The organism is Paenibacillus sp. 102, from assembly GCF_039549175.1.
Taxonomy (GTDB): Bacteria; Bacillota; Bacilli; order Bacillales; family Bacillaceae_G; genus Bacillus_A.
Genome location: NZ_JBCGHT010000007.1, coordinates 20,202 through 38,935 on the forward strand (window position 1 = coordinate 20,202; position 18,734 = coordinate 38,935).

At 38.9% G+C, this 18,734-nt stretch carries 20 protein-coding genes; 16 read left to right on the plus strand and 4 right to left on the minus strand.

What is annotated here, in order from left to right:
• Positions 1 to 54 precede the first annotated feature (54 nt).
• Complete coding sequence (gene pyrG / locus AAIE21_RS16620; RefSeq protein ID WP_343267781.1) at positions 55 to 1,662, plus strand: CTP synthase; 1,608 nt, start codon at positions 55 to 57, stop codon at positions 1,660 to 1,662.
• Positions 1,663 to 1,698: 36 nt separating this feature from the next.
• Here the strand turns inward: pyrG and AAIE21_RS16625 are convergent, their stop codons facing one another.
• Entirely contained in the window at positions 1,699 to 2,226 is a 528-nt protein-coding gene (locus AAIE21_RS16625) for a DUF2529 domain-containing protein (RefSeq protein ID WP_343267782.1), read from the minus strand.
• Positions 2,227 to 2,431: 205 nt separating this feature from the next.
• Here AAIE21_RS16625 and spo0F point away from each other — a divergent pair, with 205 nt between their 5' ends.
• From spo0F to rho, 5 genes are all read left to right on the plus strand, one after another.
• The gene (gene spo0F / locus AAIE21_RS16630; protein ID WP_000398590.1) at positions 2,432 to 2,800 is read left to right on the plus strand and encodes a sporulation initiation phosphotransferase Spo0F; all 369 of its coding nucleotides are present in this window, start codon (positions 2,432 to 2,434) and stop codon (positions 2,798 to 2,800) included.
• Between the two features lie 211 nt (positions 2,801 to 3,011).
• Positions 3,012 to 3,869 carry a class II fructose-bisphosphate aldolase gene (locus tag AAIE21_RS16635; protein ID WP_343267783.1) on the plus strand — a complete coding sequence of 286 codons (858 nt, stop codon included), beginning with the start codon at positions 3,012 to 3,014 and terminating at the stop codon, positions 3,867 to 3,869.
• Positions 3,870 to 4,306: 437 nt separating this feature from the next.
• On the plus strand, positions 4,307 to 5,596 hold the full coding sequence (gene murA, locus AAIE21_RS16640) for a UDP-N-acetylglucosamine 1-carboxyvinyltransferase (protein ID WP_343267784.1): 1,290 nt from the start codon (positions 4,307 to 4,309) through the stop codon (positions 5,594 to 5,596).
• A 160-nt stretch (positions 5,597 to 5,756) separates the two neighbouring features.
• On the plus strand, positions 5,757 to 6,722 hold the full coding sequence (gene glpX, locus AAIE21_RS16645; RefSeq protein ID WP_343267785.1) for a class II fructose-bisphosphatase: 966 nt from the start codon (positions 5,757 to 5,759) through the stop codon (positions 6,720 to 6,722).
• Between the two features lie 517 nt (positions 6,723 to 7,239).
• Positions 7,240 to 8,511, plus strand: a complete 1,272-nt coding sequence (gene rho, locus AAIE21_RS16650; RefSeq protein WP_343267786.1) for a transcription termination factor Rho — start codon at positions 7,240 to 7,242, stop codon at positions 8,509 to 8,511.
• 103 nt (positions 8,512 to 8,614) lie between these two features.
• On the opposite strand, the gene AAIE21_RS16655 is transcribed toward rho, so the two are convergent.
• On the minus strand, positions 8,615 to 8,764 hold the full coding sequence (locus tag AAIE21_RS16655; RefSeq protein WP_343267787.1) for a hypothetical protein: 150 nt from the start codon (positions 8,762 to 8,764) through the stop codon (positions 8,615 to 8,617).
• Positions 8,765 to 8,998: 234 nt separating this feature from the next.
• Here AAIE21_RS16655 and AAIE21_RS16660 point away from each other — a divergent pair, with 234 nt between their 5' ends.
• From AAIE21_RS16660 to AAIE21_RS16705, 10 genes are all read left to right on the plus strand, one after another.
• Entirely contained in the window at positions 8,999 to 9,244 is a 246-nt protein-coding gene (locus AAIE21_RS16660) for a type B 50S ribosomal protein L31 (protein ID WP_098338060.1), read from the plus strand.
• Positions 9,245 to 9,352: 108 nt separating this feature from the next.
• The gene (locus tag AAIE21_RS16665; RefSeq protein ID WP_343267788.1) at positions 9,353 to 9,937 is read left to right on the plus strand and encodes a thymidine kinase; all 585 of its coding nucleotides are present in this window, start codon (positions 9,353 to 9,355) and stop codon (positions 9,935 to 9,937) included.
• A gap of 351 nt (positions 9,938 to 10,288) precedes the next feature.
• A complete protein-coding gene (gene prfA / locus AAIE21_RS16670) occupies positions 10,289 to 11,356 on the plus strand; it encodes a peptide chain release factor 1 (protein ID WP_343267919.1) in 1,068 nt (355 codons plus the stop codon).
• Positions 11,356 to 12,207, plus strand: a complete 852-nt coding sequence (gene prmC, locus AAIE21_RS16675; RefSeq protein ID WP_343267789.1) for a peptide chain release factor N(5)-glutamine methyltransferase — start codon at positions 11,356 to 11,358, stop codon at positions 12,205 to 12,207. The genes prfA and prmC overlap by 1 nt, the downstream gene beginning before the upstream one ends.
• A gap of 292 nt (positions 12,208 to 12,499) precedes the next feature.
• Entirely contained in the window at positions 12,500 to 13,366 is an 867-nt protein-coding gene (spoIIR, locus tag AAIE21_RS16680) for a stage II sporulation protein R (RefSeq protein WP_343267790.1), read from the plus strand.
• A 50-nt stretch (positions 13,367 to 13,416) separates the two neighbouring features.
• Entirely contained in the window at positions 13,417 to 13,875 is a 459-nt protein-coding gene (locus AAIE21_RS16685; RefSeq protein ID WP_343267791.1) for a mechanosensitive ion channel protein, read from the plus strand.
• A gap of 108 nt (positions 13,876 to 13,983) precedes the next feature.
• Complete coding sequence (locus AAIE21_RS16690; RefSeq protein ID WP_343267792.1) at positions 13,984 to 15,027, plus strand: L-threonylcarbamoyladenylate synthase; 1,044 nt, start codon at positions 13,984 to 13,986, stop codon at positions 15,025 to 15,027.
• 211 nt (positions 15,028 to 15,238) lie between these two features.
• Positions 15,239 to 15,787, plus strand: coding sequence for a manganese efflux pump MntP (locus tag AAIE21_RS16695; protein ID WP_343267793.1), 549 nt, complete (start codon positions 15,239 to 15,241; stop codon positions 15,785 to 15,787).
• Positions 15,788 to 15,826: 39 nt separating this feature from the next.
• Positions 15,827 to 15,958 (plus strand): hypothetical protein, encoded by a 132-nt coding sequence (locus AAIE21_RS16700; RefSeq protein WP_343267794.1) that lies wholly within the window; start codon positions 15,827 to 15,829, stop codon positions 15,956 to 15,958.
• A gap of 86 nt (positions 15,959 to 16,044) precedes the next feature.
• Positions 16,045 to 16,320, plus strand: a complete 276-nt coding sequence (locus tag AAIE21_RS16705; protein WP_343267795.1) for a DUF3935 domain-containing protein — start codon at positions 16,045 to 16,047, stop codon at positions 16,318 to 16,320.
• Positions 16,321 to 16,766: 446 nt separating this feature from the next.
• Here AAIE21_RS16705 and AAIE21_RS16710 read toward each other — a convergent pair whose 3' ends face one another.
• Together AAIE21_RS16710 and AAIE21_RS16715 are read right to left on the minus strand one after the other, a co-directional pair.
• Positions 16,767 to 17,378: a flavin reductase family protein gene (locus tag AAIE21_RS16710; protein WP_343267796.1), complete on the minus strand. Its 612-nt coding sequence runs from the start codon at positions 17,376 to 17,378 to the stop codon at positions 16,767 to 16,769.
• 202 nt (positions 17,379 to 17,580) lie between these two features.
• Positions 17,581 to 18,687 carry a GerAB/ArcD/ProY family transporter gene (locus AAIE21_RS16715; RefSeq protein WP_343267797.1) on the minus strand — a complete coding sequence of 369 codons (1,107 nt, stop codon included), beginning with the start codon at positions 18,685 to 18,687 and terminating at the stop codon, positions 17,581 to 17,583.
• Between the last annotated feature and the right edge of the window lie 47 nt (positions 18,688 to 18,734).

The window sequence follows — 18,734 nt, forward strand, 5'->3', positions numbered from 1 at the left end:
CGTTGCGCTTTGCAACGGTGATTATATAACAACAAAGTAGAAGGGAGTACTTTCATGACTAAGTATATTTTCGTAACAGGCGGTGTAGTATCTTCTTTAGGAAAAGGGATTACAGCAGCATCTCTTGGAAGACTTTTAAAAAATCGTGGTTTAAACGTAACAATTCAAAAGTTTGATCCATATATTAACGTAGACCCAGGGACAATGAGCCCATACCAACACGGTGAGGTATTCGTAACAGATGATGGCGCAGAAACAGACTTAGACCTTGGTCACTATGAGCGTTTCATTGACATTAACTTAAACAAATACAGCAACGTAACAACAGGTAAAATTTACTCTTCTGTTCTTCAAAAAGAGCGTCGTGGTGAATATTTAGGAGGAACAGTTCAGGTTATTCCTCACATTACAAATGAAATTAAAGAGCGTGTATATCGTTCAGGCCGTGAAACAAATGCGGACGTTGTTATTACAGAAATCGGGGGAACTGTTGGTGACATCGAGTCTCTACCATTCCTAGAAGCAATTCGCCAAATTAAGAGCGATATTGGTCGTGACAACGTAATGTACATTCACTGTACATTAATCCCGTACTTAAAAGCAGCGGGTGAAATGAAAACAAAACCAACGCAACATAGCGTTAAAGAACTTCGTAGCTTAGGTATTCAGCCAAATATTATCGTTGTTCGTACAGAATTGCCTGTTTCTCAAGATATGAAAGACAAACTTGCTTTATTCTGTGACATCGATACAAAAGCAGTTATCGAAGCGCGTGATGCAGATACGTTATATGCAGTTCCATTATCTCTTCAAGAGCAAAATATGGATCAAATCGTTTGCGATCACTTAAAACTAGATAATCCAGCTGCAGATATGACAGAGTGGACTGCATTAGTTGAAAAAGTACGCAATCTATCTAAGAAAACAAAAATCGCTCTTGTTGGTAAATATGTAGAGCTTCAAGATGCATACATCTCTGTTGTAGAAGCGCTTCGCCATGCAGGTTATTCATTTGATACAGATGTAGAAGTGAAATGGGTAAACGCTGAGCACGTAACAGCAGAAAACGTACAAGAATTAGTTGGCGACACAGACGGTATCCTAGTACCAGGTGGCTTCGGCGATCGCGGTGTAGAAGGAAAAATCGTTGCAATTCAATATGCACGTGAAAATAAAGTTCCATTCTTAGGGATTTGCTTAGGAATGCAACTTGCATCAATCGAATTTGCACGTAACGTATTAGGATTAGAAGGTGCTAACTCTTCTGAAATTAATCCTGACACGCCGTACGCAATTATCGATTTATTACCAGAACAAAAAGATGTAGAAGACTTAGGTGGTACACTTCGTCTTGGCCTATACCCATGTAAGTTGTCATCAGAAACAAATGCTTACAATGCGTATAATGAACCGGTTGTATATGAGCGTCATCGTCATCGTTATGAGTTCAACAATCAATTCCGTCAAGACATGGAAAACGCAGGCTTCATCTTCTCTGGTACAAGCCCAGATGGTCGCTTAGTAGAAATTATCGAATTAAAAGAACATCCTTGGTTCGTGGCAGCACAGTTCCACCCAGAACTTGTATCTCGTCCAAACCGTCCACAACCGTTGTTCCATGATTTCGTAAAAGCTTCTATTACGAATAAAGAAAGCAAGTAATAAAAAAAGGCGTCCAAATTTGGACGCCTTTTTCCTTTACTCATATTCGTTTATCATTTCATCGATTGTAAATTTTAATCCGTGATAAGCAAATAGAGATAAGATTAAACTTGGGAACCCATAACGGTTGCCTTCATCATCAGGGATTAACCCTTTTAGCAATTTTGTATCAATATGTACATCTGTGAATTGTTCTAATGATTCAGTGCCTTCTTGAACGGCTGAAATGCCAACAAGGGATTGGCCCTCTTCTTGCAGCCTCTTTGCAATTGAAACAATTTGTTCATCTGTCGAAAAACGACTGATAAGAAGTACGCGGTCTGCGGATGTCACATCTGCTTGGTTACCATTTTCTATTAAGCGTTTTGCTTGTTTTAATGGCTCTGCACCGTGCAATGCTTCTGAAACCACGCCTTCCATTTCTTGTGTACCGTGTAAATAGACGATGCCATCACCAACTAATGCTTGAGCAAGTAGACGGGCACTATCTTCTATGTTCATCTCTTCTTTTTGAGAAATTCTTGTAAAATAACTGCTCAGTTGAGTAGAAAAAATTTTTAACATCGTGATACTCCTTTCTAACGTGTTAGGGCGGCTTTTATTATAGCCTATTTTTTCAGAAAGGCGAAGTAATAGGGGTAGCATAACAAAATGGTAGGCGGTAAAATGAGAAAGAATAGGAAGGAATTTGGTAATCAATAGCGAAAATAAAATCGATATAGATATAAGAAGCTTTTAATCTTGTATTTACACAGAAAGGTTGGGGATTATGGAAGGGAAAATTTTAATCGTTGATGATCAATATGGCATTCGTGTTTTATTGCATGAAGTGTTCCAAAAAGAAGGTTATCAAACGTTTCAAGCAGCAAATGGATTTCAAGCTTTAGATATCGTGAAAAAGGATAATCCAGATTTAGTTATCTTAGATATGAAAATTCCAGGTATGGATGGTATAGAGATTTTAAAACATGTAAAAGAAATTAATGAAGATATTAAAGTTATTTTAATGACTGCTTATGGAGAGCTTGATATGATCCAGGAAGCGAAGGATTTAGGAGCTTTAATGCACTTTGCTAAGCCGTTTGATATCGATGAAATTCGCCAAGCTGTACGAAATGAAATAGCTGTAGAGGCTTAAAAAATGAATTTTTTATAAAAAATATGGAAAAAAGCGTTTACATGGACTGATGAGCAGGTGAATACAGTTGAGTTTTTGAGTACAAGTTGTTATCCTATTGAGTGTAGAAAAAAGTCCGGTATGTAAATATACATATTTTACCTTATCCTGGTCATACTACCAGCGATAAGAATTTATCGGATACAAAAAACGTTTTTTAGGAGGATTCACCATGCCTTTAGTTTCCATGAAAGAAATGCTAAACACAGCACTAGAAGGAAAATACGCAGTTGGTCAATTCAACATGAACAACTTAGAGTGGACTCAAGCTATCTTAGCTGCTGCGGAAGAAGAAAAATCTCCTGTAATCCTAGGTGTATCTGAGGGTGCAGCTCGTCATATGACTGGTTTCAAAACAGTTGTAGCTATGGTTAAAGCTTTAATCGAAGAAATGAACATTACTGTTCCTGTAGCGATTCACCTTGACCATGGTTCAAGCTTTGAAAAATGTAAAGAAGCAATCGATGCAGGTTTCACATCTGTAATGATTGACGCTTCTCACCACCCATTCGAAGAAAACGTTGAAACTACTAAAAAAGTAGTAGAATACGCACACGCTCGTAACGTATCTGTAGAAGCTGAGCTTGGTACAGTTGGCGGACAAGAAGACGACGTAATCGCTGAAGGCGTTATCTACGCTGATCCTGCAGAATGTAAGCACCTAGTTGAAGCAACTGGTATCGACTGCCTAGCTCCAGCTTTAGGTTCTGTACATGGTCCTTACAAAGGTGAGCCTAACTTAGGATTCAAAGAAATGGAAGAAGTTCGTGACTTCACTGGTGTACCTTTAGTACTTCACGGTGGTACTGGTATCCCAACTGCTGATATCGAAAAAGCTATTTCTTTAGGTACTTCAAAAATCAACGTAAACACTGAGAACCAAATCGAGTTTACAAAAGCTGTTCGTGAAGTATTAAACAAAGACCAAGAAGTTTACGATCCTCGTAAATTTATCGGACCTGGCCGCGACGCTATCAAAGCAACTGTTATTGGTAAAATTCGCGAATTCGGTTCTAACGGTAAAGCGTAAGAATAAAATTCCGTTTTGGAAACCGTCTACTCTTTTAGACGGTTTCCTTTCGTTGTATAATGAAAGCGTGAACAAATCTTAAGATTAATTAAATTTCTACATTTCTTCGTATTACCAATATATGAAGGGGATTTTCTACTTCTTTTCAATATAAAAGTGGAACTTAATGTGCATAGTCCTGTTAATAAATGTAATAACGTATCTAAAGAAATCGGTGAACAAATCTTGACAGGCAGTGAGTCTTCATCTACTCATTTAAGGTATAACTATTTTCAGGTGAGGTCTTACTGCTTGTTAAGTTCAGGCCGAAGAAGAGAGAAAAGAATATTTTGATTGATAGTTTGCTGAACGAATGAGATTCTTAAGGAAAGGCTTTCTGTTTTCTTTAAGAAAAGGGGAAACTGAAAGTAAATACATTCACAAGAAGGGAGCTCAACATGGAAAAGTTGCTGATTGAAGGTGGACGACCTTTAAACGGATCAATTCGCGTAAGCGGTGCAAAGAACAGTGCTGTTGCTCTAATTCCAGCGACGATTTTAGCTGATACTCCAGTGACCATTGGTGGCGTACCTAATATTTCAGATGTGAAGATGTTAGGAGACCTATTAGAGGAAATTGGAGGGGTTGTAACGTATGGTCAAGAGGAAGAGATGACAGTTGATCCTTCCAAAATGGTTGCTATGCCCTTGCCAAATGGGAAGGTGAAAAAATTACGTGCTTCTTATTACTTGATGGGCGCTATGCTTGGCCGTTTTAAAAAAGCTGTAATTGGGCTTCCTGGTGGATGTCACTTAGGACCAAGACCAATCGATCAGCACATTAAAGGGTTTGAAGCATTAGGCGCACATGTGACAAATGAACAAGGTGCAATCTATTTAAGAGCGGATGAATTACGAGGAGCTCGTATTTATTTAGATGTTGTTAGTGTGGGAGCAACAATTAACATTATGCTAGCAGCTGTGCGTGCAAAAGGTAGAACAGTGATTGAAAATGCTGCGAAGGAACCAGAAATTATTGATGTAGCGACATTACTAACAAGTATGGGGGCGCGAATTAAAGGTGCTGGTACAGATGTGATTCGTATTGATGGTGTGAATTCTCTGCATGGCTGTCACCATTCTATTATTCCAGACCGAATTGAAGCGGGTACGTACATGATTTTAGGAGCAGCTTCCGGTGGAGAAGTAACAGTTGATAATGTAATCCCGCAACATTTAGAATCAATCACTGCAAAATTACGAGAAGCTGGTGTACAAGTTGAGACGAACGATGATCAAATTAGAGTAAATGGGAATCGTAAGTTAAAGACAGTTGATATAAAAACACTCGTGTATCCGGGTTTCCCAACGGACCTGCAGCAACCTTTTACAACTCTTTTAACAAAGGCGCATGGAACAGGAGTTGTAACGGATACGATTTACGGAGCTCGTTTTAAACATATTGATGAATTGCGCCGGATGAATGCGCAAATTAAGGTGGAAGGTCGTTCAGCGATTGTGACAGGACCTGTCTCGCTGCAGGGAGCAAAGGTAAAAGCGAGCGACTTACGAGCGGGAGCTGCACTTATAATTGCGGGATTAATGGCTGAAGGAATTACAGAAGTAACAGGGCTCGAACATATTGATCGAGGCTATGAAAATATAGTAGACAAGCTTAAAGGTCTTGGTGCAAATATTTGGCGAGAACAAATGACGCACCAAGAGATTGAAGAAATGAAAAATGCATAATATTGTATATTTTACTAGTTGGTAAAATATGCGAATAAAGTGGTGATGCTTCCGTTAATGGGGAACGAAGAATCACTGCTGACGGAAGCTACACTTTATAGAAAGAAAACAGTTCACAAAATACGGCATAAATATTAAGACTTAAAGGAGAGGGATTATTGTGGAAAGAAGTTTATCTATGGAGTTAGTACGTGTAACAGAGGCTGCAGCATTATCATCAGCGCGTTGGATGGGACGCGGAAAAAAAGATGAAGCAGATGGTGCAGCAACATCGGCAATGCGCGATGTGTTCGATACAATTCCGATGAAAGGTACAGTTGTAATTGGCGAAGGAGAAATGGATGAAGCGCCAATGCTATACATCGGGGAGAAATTAGGTACAGGATATGGCCCGCGTGTCGATGTTGCAGTTGATCCGTTAGAAGGAACAAATATCGTGGCAGCTGGAGGCTGGAATGCACTTGCTGTTATTGCGATTGCGGATCATGGTAATTTGTTACATGCTCCTGACATGTACATGGATAAAATTGCGGTTGGCCCAGAAGCGGTTGGTGCAGTTGATATTGACGCACCTATTATCGATAACTTACGTGCCGTTGCAAAGGCAAAAAATAAAGATATTGAAGATGTTGTGGCAACAGTTCTAAACCGCCCACGTCATCAAGCAATTATTGAAGAAATTCGTAAAGCTGGCGCTCGTATTAAATTAATTAATGATGGCGATGTAGCTGGAGCGATTAATACAGCATTTGATCGTACAGGCGTTGATATTTTATTCGGTTCTGGTGGTGCACCTGAAGGCGTTCTTGCAGCAGTTGCATTAAAATGTTTAGGTGGAGAAATTCACGGGAAGCTTCTTCCTCAAAACGAAACAGAATTAGCTCGTTGCAAAAAAATGGGCATTGAAGATATCAATCGTATTCTTCGCATGGAAGACTTAGTAAAAGGTGACGATGCAATCTTTGCGGCAACAGGCGTAACAGATGGAGAATTATTACGTGGTGTTCAATTTAAAGGCAGCGTTGGTACAACAGAATCCCTTGTTATGCGTGCGAAATCCGGAACGGTTCGCTTCGTCGATGGACGTCATAGCTTAAATAAAAAACCAAACTTGGTAATTAAATAAAAAGTGGAAATGGCTTGTCCAACTCTGAATGGCTAAGGTTCTTTCGTACAAAAGGCGCTTTTTGCCTTTAGTGCGGAAGGTTCTTAGACACGAAGAGCTAGCCATTGGAACTGGATTACAATAAAAAGCGGAGCTGGCTTGTTTAGAAGGTGAGGGCATTGGAACTCCTGACGAAGAGGCGTTCTTTGCCTCGTAGGAAGGGGTGAAATGACCGATCCTTCTAGCCGCCGGAGCTGGATTAAATAAAAGCGGAAGCAGCTCGTTCAGCTCTAATCTAGCCATTATCCAAATGCTATAAATAGAGAAAAACGGAAGCGGTATAAAAGCGGAGACAACTTTTCTTGTCTTCGCTTCTTGTATTTGTGTTACAACGTATTGATTAAAACTAGATAAAAGGGTTACAATAGTGAATATTACCCTACTTGAACTTATTGCCTTTCATTTTTATGTATTTGCCTTCCGTATATTTTCCCTTTACCCATGTGAAAAGAGAATAATGTTAAAGTGTGGTGTCTGAATGAATTTGTCAATTGCAGCATTAGAAAACATGAAATTAAAAGAGTTATATGAGCTTGCGAAAGAGTTTAAGATTTCGTATTACAGCAAATTAACAAAGAAAGAGTTAATTTTTGCTATATTAAAAGCTCGTGCAGAAAAAGAAGGTTTCTTCTTTATGGAAGGTGTACTCGAAATTATTCAATCAGAAGGATTTGGGTTCCTACGTCCAATCAACTACTCTCCAAGCTCAGAAGATATTTATATTTCAGCTTCGCAAATTCGTCGTTTTGATTTGCGTAATGGAGATAAGGTTTCTGGTAAAGTACGCCCGCCGAAAGAAAACGAACGCTATTTTGGATTGCTACAGGTCGAAGCAGTAAATGGGGATGACCCAGAATCTGCAAAAGAGCGTGTGCATTTCCCCGCATTAACGCCATTATATCCAGATCGTCAAATGAAATTGGAGACGGAGCCGAAGAAGCTGTCAACACGCATCATGGATTTAATTGCACCAGTTGGTTTTGGACAACGTGGTTTAATTGTTGCGCCTCCAAAGGCTGGTAAAACGATACTATTAAAAGAAATTGCTCATAGTGTCACAACGAACCACCCAGAAGCAGAATTAATCGTACTTTTAATCGACGAACGTCCAGAGGAAGTAACTGATATCGAACGTTCTGTTAAAGGTGATGTTGTAAGCTCTACTTTCGATGAAGTTCCAGAAAATCATATTAAAGTAGCTGAGCTTGTATTAGAACGTGCGATGCGTCTTGTGGAACATAAAAAAGACGTTATCATTTTAATGGATAGTATTACCCGTTTAGCGCGTGCTTACAACCTTGTTATTCCACCAAGTGGACGTACATTGTCAGGTGGTATTGATCCAGCTGCATTCCATAGACCAAAGCGATTCTTTGGGGCAGCTCGTAATATCGAAGAGGGCGGTAGCTTAACAATTTTAGCGACGGCACTCGTTGATACAGGATCTCGCATGGACGATGTGATTTACGAAGAATTTAAAGGAACAGGAAATATGGAGCTTCATTTAGATCGCTCGTTAGCTGAGCGCCGTATCTTCCCAGCGATTGATATTCGTCGTTCTGGTACGCGTAAAGAAGATCTATTAATTCCGAAAGAACATTTAGACAAGCTATGGGGTATTCGCAAAACAATGCGTGATACACCAGACTTTGTTGAAGGTTTCTTACGTAAACTTCGTCAAACGAAAACAAATGAAGAGTTTTTACAAAACATTGTTGCAGATTCTAAAAGATATGTAACAACGAAGTAAAGGGAAATGGTGATGACTCGCTTATTATTGTATTAAGCGAGTTTTTTCATGTTTTTTGTAGGAGGAGTTTCGTTGATCAGAGCTAAACGAGCCGTCTCCACTTTTAAATATATCCAGTTTCAGCGGCAAGAATGGTCGGTGGCTTCGCGTCTTCCTGCGAGGCAAAAAGCGCCTCTACGTCAGAAGCTCCATCCCCCTCCGCCGCTTCCACTTTTAAATTAATCCAGCTCTGGTGGCTAGAAGGGTCGGTCATTTCACCCCTTCCTGCGAGGCAAAGAACGCCTCTTCGTCAGGAGTTCCAATGTCCTCCCCTTCTAAATGAGCCACCTCCGCTTTTTATTTATAAAAGACAAAAACAGGTAGTTGCAAAATGAAGTTAGCCTTGTTATAATTTCATCATATGTGTTTCATCATTATAGTTGTATTTGCAGCTAAAGATGAAAAACTCTGTTTCGAAAATGATTCAGGGCGGAAGGAGATGAAAAGAATGAAAGCAGGAATTCATCCGGATTACAAGAAAGTTGTATTCATGGACACAAACACAGGCTTCAAATTCTTAAGCGGATCTACTAAAGGATCTAGCGAAACGGTTGAGTGGGAAGATGGAAACACTTATCCATTACTAAAAATTGAGATCAGTTCTGATTCTCACCCATTCTACACTGGACGTCAGAAGTTTGCTACTGCAGACGGACGTGTTGACCGCTTCAACAAGAAATACGGTCTTAAGTAATAAAAAACATAAAACAGGCAAGTGTATCTATTCGCTTGTCTGTTTTTTTTGCGAAAATATTAAACCTTTACCCTACTTTGGATAAAAAGTAGACGAAAGGAGAGCTCCATGTACTTAATAAATCAAAACGGTTGGATTGAAGTGATTTGCGGGAGTATGTTTTCTGGAAAATCGGAAGAGCTCATCCGCCGCGTACGCCGTACACAATTTGCAAAGCAACATGCAATTGTATTTAAACCATGTATTGATAACCGTTATAGTGAAGAAGATGTTGTATCACATAATGGCTTAAAGGTAAGGGCAGTTCCTGTTTCAGCTTCAAAAGATATATTTAATCATATAACAGAAGAAATGGACGTTATTGCAATTGATGAGGTGCAATTCTTTGATGGGGACATTGTGGAAGTGGTGCAAATATTGGCAAATCGTGGCTATCGCGTCATTGTAGCCGGTTTAGACCAAGATTTCCGTGGTCTACCATTTGGACAAGTTCCTCAGCTGATGGCGATTGCCGAGTATGTAACGAAGCTGCAAGCAGTTTGCTCTGTATGCGGATCTCCAGCAAGTCGTACACAGCGTTTAATTGATGATGAACCAGCTTCTTTTGATGATCCAATTATTTTAGTTGGAGCTTCGGAGTCATATGAACCACGTTGTCGTCATTGTCATGCTGTACCTACAAAACAAAGATAAGTAAAACTCGCTACATAGAGCGGGTTTTTTTCGAAAATAGATGAAGAGTGGGACTGAGTCCTCGCACTGTTAAGTGAAAATTTAGCTAGACGTTCAGAATGGTCGGTGGCTTCGCTTCTTCCTCCCATTCTGAGCGAGCCGCTTGCGTTTTTAAGTATATCTAGCTGCGCCTCCTAGGCCCTTGCGTCTAAGAACCTTCCCCACGAGAAGGTAAAAAACACCTTTTGTGCGAGAGAACCTTAGCTGGTCAGAGCTGAGCGAGCCACCTTCACTTTTAAATATAATTTGCGTTTTTTTGATTAAGTACCATATACTATTTGTATTAGATACTAGGATGTTGAGGTGAATGATGTGTTAGATCGTTTGCAAGCTGTAGAAGATCGTTATGAGAAGTTAAATGAATTATTAAGTGATCCAGAGGTTATTAGTGATTCGAATAAGCTTCGTGAATACTCAAAGGAACAATCTGATATGCAAGAGACGGTAGAGGTGTACCGTGAGTATAAAGATGTTCGTGAGCAATTGCGAGATGCAAAAGCAATGTTAGAAGATAAGTTAGATGCTGACATGCGTGAAATGGTAAAGGAAGAAGTTTCTGAGTTAGAGGGGAAAGATAAGGAATTATCAGAGCGCCTGAAAATTTTACTTGTTCCAAAAGACCCGAACGATGATAAAAACGTTATCGTGGAGGTGCGTGGTGCTGCTGGTGGCGATGAGGCTGCTTTATTTGCTGGTGATTTATACCGTATGTATAGCCGTTATGCTGAGGTGCAAGGTTGGAAAACCGAAATTATCGAAGCAAGCTATACAGAATTAGGTGGATATAAAGAAATTATCTTTATGATTAACGGTAAAGGCGCTTTCGCAAAATTGAAATTTGAAAATGGTGCACACCGTGTACAACGTGTTCCAGAAACAGAATCTGGAGGACGTATCCATACTTCTACAGCAACTGTAGCTGTATTACCGGAAGCGGAAGAAGTAGAAATCGATATTCATGAAAAAGATGTTCGTGTTGATACTTTCGCTTCTAGTGGTCCTGGTGGACAAAGTGTTAATACAACGATGTCAGCGGTACGTTTAACGCATTTACCGACTGGTGTAGTTGTATCTTGCCAGGATGAAAAATCACAAATTAAGAACAAAGAAAAAGCAATGAAAGTATTACGTGCACGTGTTTATGATAAATTTAGACAAGAGGCGCAAGCTGAGTACGATCAAAACCGTAAACAAGCTGTTGGTACGGGAGACCGTTCAGAGCGTATTCGTACGTATAACTTCCCGCAAAACCGTGTTACAGATCATCGAATCGGTTTAACGATTCAAAAGCTAGATCAAATCTTACAAGGTAAGTTAGATGATTTCATCAATGCCTTAGTGATGGAAGATCAAGCGCAAAAGATGGAGGCAGCTGAGTAATGCGTGTCTATGAAGCCCTGAAATGGGCTTCTTCTTTTTTACAGGAAAATGGACGAGATGAAAATGCGGGAGAAATCGTCCTTTGTCATGTATTAAAGACGAACCGAACAGGTTTAATGATGAACATGCGTGAAGAAATATCTGAGGAACAAGAGAAGACTTTTATGGGATTTATCCACAAACACGTTGATGGGATTCCTGTTCAATATATGATTGGATATGAAATGTTTTATGGTCGTTCTTTTTTTGTAAATGAAGAAGTGTTAATACCAAGGCCAGAAACAGAAGAGCTTATAGTAGGTGTGTTAAATAGAATCCAGAGTATGTTTGGGAAACAGGAACTTCATGTAGCTGATATTGGCACGGGAAGTGGGGCCATTTCAATTACACTTGCTTTAGAAAACAAAAATCTTCATGTATATACAGTAGATATTGCGCAAGAATCGATTGAGGTTGCGAAAGAAAATGCGAATACATTAGGTGCTAATGTAACATTCTATCATGGTGATTTGTTGTCACCATTTTATGAAACGGGGCAAAAGTTAGATGTTGTTGTTTCTAATCCGCCGTATATTCCAGAAGAAGACTGGAGAGGTCTTTCTCCGGTTGTAAAAGAGCATGAACCAAAGCGTGCCCTTGTTGGCGGGGAAGATGGACTTGATTTTTATCGCCGTTTCATGGAGGAATTGCCAAACGTCTTGCAAAGAAAGGCAATTGTTGCTTTTGAAGTAGGCATAGGGCAAGGCGAAGATGTGAAAGGACTATTGCAACAGACATTTCCACATGCTCATGTAGAAGTTGTTTTTGATATTAACAGAAAAGATCGTATGGTATTTGCGGAGATGGAGTAAGGGAGAACCTTACTCCATTTTTCTATATAAATTCATGTTGATTTGCTGTATGTAAGTCGCGGTTATGAAAACAAAAGAAGACCTCTCCTCATTTTCGCCCTCTGTTTTCATATAGCATGGGGCTAAAAAAGGCCCTGACCGCATCTATGCATGGCTAGCTGCTCTCTTCTATCCAAAAAGAAAGGTTTTAAATCTTTTTTATACTTAAATTTTTTTCTATAGATTTAGAATTTAATAGTTTAGAAAAAGACAAGTATGTCTACACTGTTGACAGAAGGGACGGTGCAAAGAGATGAAAAAACAAGCGATTGCCTATTTTCTTTTATTATTAATTGGTGCACAGTTACTTGTGCAGTTTGGATATATGAAAGCTGATGCGAAGGGACCTACAGTTATTCCGAAAGAAGCTGTTCGATTACGTATTTTAGCAAATAGTGATTCAGATAAAGATCAAGAGCTAAAGCGGAAAGTGCGCGATGAAGTAAAGGCGCAAATTGATGGCTGGGTAGCAGATTTGAAATCGTTTGAAGATGCACGTCGTGTCATTCAAAGTCACATCCCAGAAATTGAAAAAACAGTTGCGAAAACATTAAAGAGAGAAGGAAGTAAAGAATCGTTTCAAGTTACATTTGGTAAAAATATTAAATTTCCTACAAAAGTATATGGGAATTTTATTTATCCAGCAGGGGAATATGAAGCAGTACTTATTTCAATCGGTAAAGGTGAAGGAGCGAATTGGTGGTGCGTGTTATTCCCGCCAATGTGTTTTCTAGATTTCTCTAGTGGCTCAGCTGTAAAAAAAGAAGAGCATGTTGCAAAAGCGGAATCAATTGATACGGAAGAACAGCCGGTAGAAATAGAGGAAGAAAAAGAAGAAGTATCGAAAAAGCAAAATAAAGAAGTTGTATCGAAACAAAAATCAGAACGAGATTCATTGAAAAAAGAGGTCGATTCAAAAGTAGAGACTACTGTGAAAGAATCGAACGAAAAAGTTGTACAGGAAAAAAGCGTAAAACAAGAGGAAAAACAACTTGTGGAGAAAACAGAACAACCTGCGGAAAAGAAGCAAAAGATTGAAACAGTAGAAGTAGAAGAGCAGGAGGAACCAGAAGTTAAATTGTTTATTGTAGAAGCGTTCTCCTCGTTATTTTCTAAATAAGTACTACTTTTAAATCCCTTCTCATATATAGAAATGAGGAGGGATTTATCGTGAAAAAGACTTATTTTGCTACAAAAGGTGATGTTGAAAGATTACATTCTTTTTTCGGACAAGCTAATAAGAAAGATGATAAAATAAATGAGTTATATAAACAATTTATGATATTGGAAGATAACGGAGAAATTCAAGCTGTAATTGGTTATGAACAAGAAGGAGAGAATGCACTCATTCGTTCTTGTTTGTTCACACCTGCTGTGGATAACAAGACTTTCTTATATTTTTTTGAAATGTTTTTGCAGTATATGAAAGAGAAAAGTATTTGGCAGGTATATTTACTCACAAATCATCCACAATCTGTGACGATATTTCAGTTTTTTCACTTTACACCTGTGGAAAAGGATGAAGTTCCAGATGATATTCAGCAACTAGAACATTTTTGTGGAAATATAAAACAGCAGAATGTAATAATACTAAATTGTCAGCTATTCACAAAGTTATCCACTGATTAATCAGGTTTATCCACATTTTGTGGATAAACCTTGTTTGTCTTTTGGATAAATGTCATAGTAAACTAATAATAGACAAGTATTTCATGGAAGAAAAGGACGTGTGAAAAAATGCATACAAATATGTGGGTTGTGGATAATGTTGTGGAAATAAAAAAAGATTATCCACAACTACAAGAAGCAGCAAGATTATTAAGAGAAAATGAAGCGATTGCCTTTCCAACTGAAACGGTGTATGGACTAGGGGCAAATGCAATGAATGATGAAGCGATTGCGAAAATTTTCGAAGCGAAAGGCAGACCGAGTGATAATCCACTTATTGTCCACATTGGTGCAAAATCACAACTAGGGGAAATTGTTAGAGAGATTACGCCAGTTGCAGAAGAATTAATGAAGCATTTTTGGCCGGGACCGTTAACAATTATTTTGCCTAAAAAAGATGGGATTTCAGAGAAGGTTACAGCAGGATTAGATACGGTTGGAGTGAGAATGCCGGATCATCCAGTGGCACTTGCTCTTATTGAAGCAGCGAATGTACCGGTTGCGGCACCAAGTGCTAATCGTTCTGGACGTCCAAGTCCAACACTTGCGCATCACGTATATGAGGATTTAAATGAGAAGATTGCTGGTATTGTTGATGGTGGTGCAACGGGTGTTGGTGTTGAATCAACAGTAGTAGATTGTACAAGTGAAGTGCCAACGATTTTACGTCCAGGCGGTATTACAAAGGAACAATTAGAAGAAGTAATCGGAACAGTTTCTTTGGATCCTGCACTAAAAGATGAAAAAGAAAAACCAAAGGCACCAGGAATGAAATATACGCATTATGCACCGAAGGCACCACTTAGTATCGTTGAAGGGTCTCGAGAATTCATTCAACAACTTGTGGATAAAAAGAAAGAAGAAGGATATACGGTAGGTGTATTAACAACAGAAGAGTATCAACATGTGTATAAAGCGGATGTTGTGCTATCTTGTGGTATGCGAAGTGATTTAGCAAGCGTTGCGACGAAATTATATGATGTATTGCGTACGTTTGATGCAAGTGAGGTAGATGTAATTTTTAGTGAGTCATTTCCAAATGAAGGAATTGGAAATGCGATTATGAACCGTTTAACGAAAGCGGCAGGGCATCATATCATTATTGAAGAGTAGGCGAGGCGAGTTAAAACTCACTTTTTAAGGTGGAAGAGAGGATCTGGCCATACGTAGAAGCGGTCAGTTCCTTTTTTATCTCCAGGCGGAGTGAAACAAGAAGGAGAAAACATCCACTAATTAAAGTTTCACTTTATATAGAAAACTTGCATAGATTCTATTTTTCCTCGGATGAGCATATTGTGAAGTAGCAAGTCCGAGGAGGGACAAAATGACGGTTGAACAGCTAGTACCTTTAATTATAATGGCATTTGCCTTAGGGATGGATGCATTTTCTGTGAGCCTCGGCATGGGTATGGTAACGCTCAGAATGCGACAAATCATTTATATCGGTATGACAATAGGGCTGTTTCATATTGTTATGCCGTTTCTCGGTATGATACTAGGTCGTTTTTTATCAGAGAAATTTGGCCATATTGCGACTGTTGCCGGAGCTATTTTGTTAATTGGATTAGGATTTTATATTGTGTACTCTGCAATTTTAGAAGGAGAAGAGACAAGATCTGCACCTGTAGGGATCAGCTTACTCGTATTTGCGTTTAGTGTGAGTGTTGATAGTTTTTCAGTTGGGCTTAGCCTAGGGATTTACGGAGCACAAATGATTGTAACGATCTTGTTATTTGGATTGGTCAGCATGGTACTAGCATGGGGCGGTTTGCTGATTGGGAGACATGCAAAGCGTTTGCTTGGTATGTATGGTGAAGTGCTTGGTGGTGTTATTCTTATTGGTTTTGGACTCACCCTTCTTTTTCCAATATAATCTTGCTATCATATAAGAAAACGTCAGAGGATGAGAAGTATGGGGAAGTTACTGGAATGGTACACTTGGTTTTTAACATTTTTTCCAAGATGGCTACGGAGACTTGTTGTTTGGGGCATTATTCTACAAATTGCAATTCTCGGCTGGATTAAGTTAATTCGTGAATGGTAAATATAAATTCCTTTCTGTACAAAACATTTTTTCTAACAGTCTTCGTTATAATGAAAAATCTTATAATAGTAGAAAGGATGATAGGAATGACAAGAATAAAACAAATTTTTGGCATTATTATTAGCTTTTTCGTATTTTGGTTTAGTATGCTCGGTGTACAAATGTTTGCTGAGTTTCTAGATATAAATTCTTTAAAATTTATTGAGGGGAAAACAGAGGCAGCGCGTACGTTTTATTCTCCTTATCCATTTCTAATTGTTTTTCTTATTACATTGCTTTCTTTATATTTCTTTGTTGTGAAACTTGGAAGGCCGAAGAAAGAGAATGTACCTGCGTTAGAAGAGAAGCGAGAAGATTTATAAGTTTCGAATGAAAAGGGCCAGCTTGGGCGATGCTTAAGCTGGCCTTTTTATGTTGTTAAATGAACAAGTTGGTCACGCTTTTAAATGTATCCAGTTCCAGCGGCAAGAATGGTCGGTGGCTTCGCGTCTTCCTACGAGGCAAAAAGCGCCTCTACGTCAGAAGCTCCATCCCCCTCCCATTCTGAGCGAGCCGCTTCCACTTTTAGTTGTATCCAGTTCCAGCGGCAAGAACGGTCGGTGGCTTCGCGTCTTCCTACGAGGCAAAAAGCGCCTCTACGTCAGAAGCTCCATCCCCCTCCCATTCTGAGCGAGCCGCTTCCACTTTTAGTTGTATCCAGTTCCGACGGCTAGAGTCTCCGGCCATTTCGCCCCCTCGGTCGAAGCAAAAAGTGCTTCTCTGTCGGGAGCTCCAATGACCTACGATTCTGAGCAAGCCGTCTCCGCTTTTAAATAGGCCTTACAAGCTCGAATTGTTCTCCTAATTTCGCGTAGTTGTGACCTGCGAGTCTGCTTACTGGTTTTAGTCCTTCTGCGTGAATACGTCCGTTTTCATATAAATGTTCTGCGACATGGAAGCGGACGACGCGGCCGATTAGTAAGTCACATGCTGGCGAATCTTCTGTTCCGCCTAATGGAATGGCGCGTTCTAATATGCATTCCATTCGAATATTCGCTTCTTTTACGCCTGGTACTGAGATGACATCGCTTTCGATAGGGGTTAGTTTCGCTAATTCAATTTCACTTTGATTTGGAGGGAGGTTTGCAGCGGTTTCGTTGATGGCCTCCACATAAGATTCATCGGAAATATGTACAACAAATTCACCTTTTTCAATGGCGTTTCGAGAAGTATCTTTCCGTTCTCCTCCTTTACGTTGCACGGAAACAGAGATGAGCGGCGGATTAGCAGCAACGATATTAAAATAGCTATATGGAGCTCCGTTTAAAATCCCATCTTTTGTTATAGAAGTCACGAATGCCACAGGGCGCGGAATAATACTCCCTGTTAATAATTTGTAATTATCTTTTTCTGTTTGTTCATTTGGATTAATCGAAAGCATAATTGTAATCTCCCTTCCTCGATATGAATACTTCTTTGTTTGTTTACAAGATGAAGAGGGGAAATTCCTGCTAAAAAATATTTTTTGGCGGTTTTTGTAAAATTCACGAAGAAAACTTTACACTTCGGTAAACAAGCTTCAATAACAAGACCATAATGTGCATTTTCCACGATTTGTCAGCGATGCTCTTCAAAGAAAATAACTATTTTCTTTGTTCGTTTTTTCCCTTTCTCCTAAATAGAATGACTATTAACATGATTAGAGGTAAAAAAAGCCCAACTGACAACGAATAGGCTATAGTCACTGTAGCGTCGAAGTTTTGTTGTTTTATGACGTCTTCATACATAATGATAGAAAGAACACCTACAATCATCGCTAAAGGTAATACTAATGGGCGATAATATTTTAAATTAAAAATTTGTGTAATACTTAAAACAGAAGCGTAAAAATAAAGAGCCATCTTAAAATAGATCGTAATAAACCACATGATCGCTATTGTTCCTTCGATACGTTGGATAAAATTACCTATGTTTATTTTTCTTGCTAATATAAAGCTTGGATATGCCTGCCTCGCAGTAGTTTCGGCACCCAAAACCAAAATAGTCAAGGTTGTGATGATAATAATGACAAGTCCTCCGATTATATTTCCGATATAAAAGGATTTTCTGGCTTCTTTCGGTTGATTAACTAAGGCAGGAAAAATCATTAATAAAATCACAGAGTTTACAGAAGATGTAGTAATTACGTGTAAGGATGCTCGTAATATCGTTTTTGTCTCTACCTCAAATACAGGCTGAATATTTTCAAACTTGATTTGTGGAATAAGAAAGACGACTAAAATGATAAAAAGAATAAAGAAAATTGGCATGAATATTTCTGCGGAGCGAGCGATTGTTTCGAGTCCAAGACGTACTCCCATTACCAAAATGAGTATCATCAATAGGTTAAGGGCCAGAGCGGGTGTATCAGGCATCATATGTGTGTTTAAAAAGCTACCATTATAAATCAAAAGAATAGAAGTATAAAGTAATGGCATAGAAACAAAGAAAAGAGATACTGTTTTCCCTAACCATTTTCCAAATAACTGTTCATTGATTTGTACAATAGTCATGTTAGGAAAATTACGAACTAAAGTGTTAAATATCCATATTACAAAAACTCCTATCCCTGTACCCACTAGAGATACAATCCAAGCGTCTTGTTTTGCTTCGACTGCTAATCCTCCTGGAATAATTAAGATAGTCGTACCAATTGTAAATAAAGTTACTAAAGTTAAAAATTGATGTGAATTGATCTTTTCATTTTTCACAATAGGAACCTACCTCATTTTTTATTAGTTTGTACCTATGCAATAGT

Coding starts and splice junctions, on each gene's coding strand:
- spo0F (WP_000398590.1), top strand. CDS start 2,432: ATGGAAGGGAAAATTTTAATCGTTGATGATCAATATGGCATTCGTGTT.
- AAIE21_RS16700 (WP_343267794.1), top strand. CDS start 15,827: ATGGGGAAGTTACTGGAATGGTACACTTGGTTTTTAACATTTTTTCCA.
- pyrG (WP_343267781.1), top strand. CDS start 55: ATGACTAAGTATATTTTCGTAACAGGCGGTGTAGTATCTTCTTTAGGA.
- AAIE21_RS16705 (WP_343267795.1), top strand. CDS start 16,045: ATGACAAGAATAAAACAAATTTTTGGCATTATTATTAGCTTTTTCGTA.
- AAIE21_RS16635 (WP_343267783.1), top strand. CDS start 3,012: ATGCCTTTAGTTTCCATGAAAGAAATGCTAAACACAGCACTAGAAGGA.
- AAIE21_RS16665 (WP_343267788.1), top strand. CDS start 9,353: ATGTACTTAATAAATCAAAACGGTTGGATTGAAGTGATTTGCGGGAGT.
- prmC (WP_343267789.1), top strand. CDS start 11,356: ATGCGTGTCTATGAAGCCCTGAAATGGGCTTCTTCTTTTTTACAGGAA.
- AAIE21_RS16655 (WP_343267787.1), bottom strand. CDS start 8,764: ATGACCGACCCTTCTAGCCACCAGAGCTGGATTAATTTAAAAGTGGAA.
- AAIE21_RS16710 (WP_343267796.1), bottom strand. CDS start 17,378: ATGCTTTCGATTAATCCAAATGAACAAACAGAAAAAGATAATTACAAA.
- spoIIR (WP_343267790.1), top strand. CDS start 12,500: ATGAAAAAACAAGCGATTGCCTATTTTCTTTTATTATTAATTGGTGCA.
- AAIE21_RS16625 (WP_343267782.1), bottom strand. CDS start 2,226: ATGTTAAAAATTTTTTCTACTCAACTGAGCAGTTATTTTACAAGAATT.
- AAIE21_RS16695 (WP_343267793.1), top strand. CDS start 15,239: ATGACGGTTGAACAGCTAGTACCTTTAATTATAATGGCATTTGCCTTA.
- AAIE21_RS16690 (WP_343267792.1), top strand. CDS start 13,984: ATGCATACAAATATGTGGGTTGTGGATAATGTTGTGGAAATAAAAAAA.
- murA (WP_343267784.1), top strand. CDS start 4,307: ATGGAAAAGTTGCTGATTGAAGGTGGACGACCTTTAAACGGATCAATT.
- rho (WP_343267786.1), top strand. CDS start 7,240: ATGAATTTGTCAATTGCAGCATTAGAAAACATGAAATTAAAAGAGTTA.
- AAIE21_RS16660 (WP_098338060.1), top strand. CDS start 8,999: ATGAAAGCAGGAATTCATCCGGATTACAAGAAAGTTGTATTCATGGAC.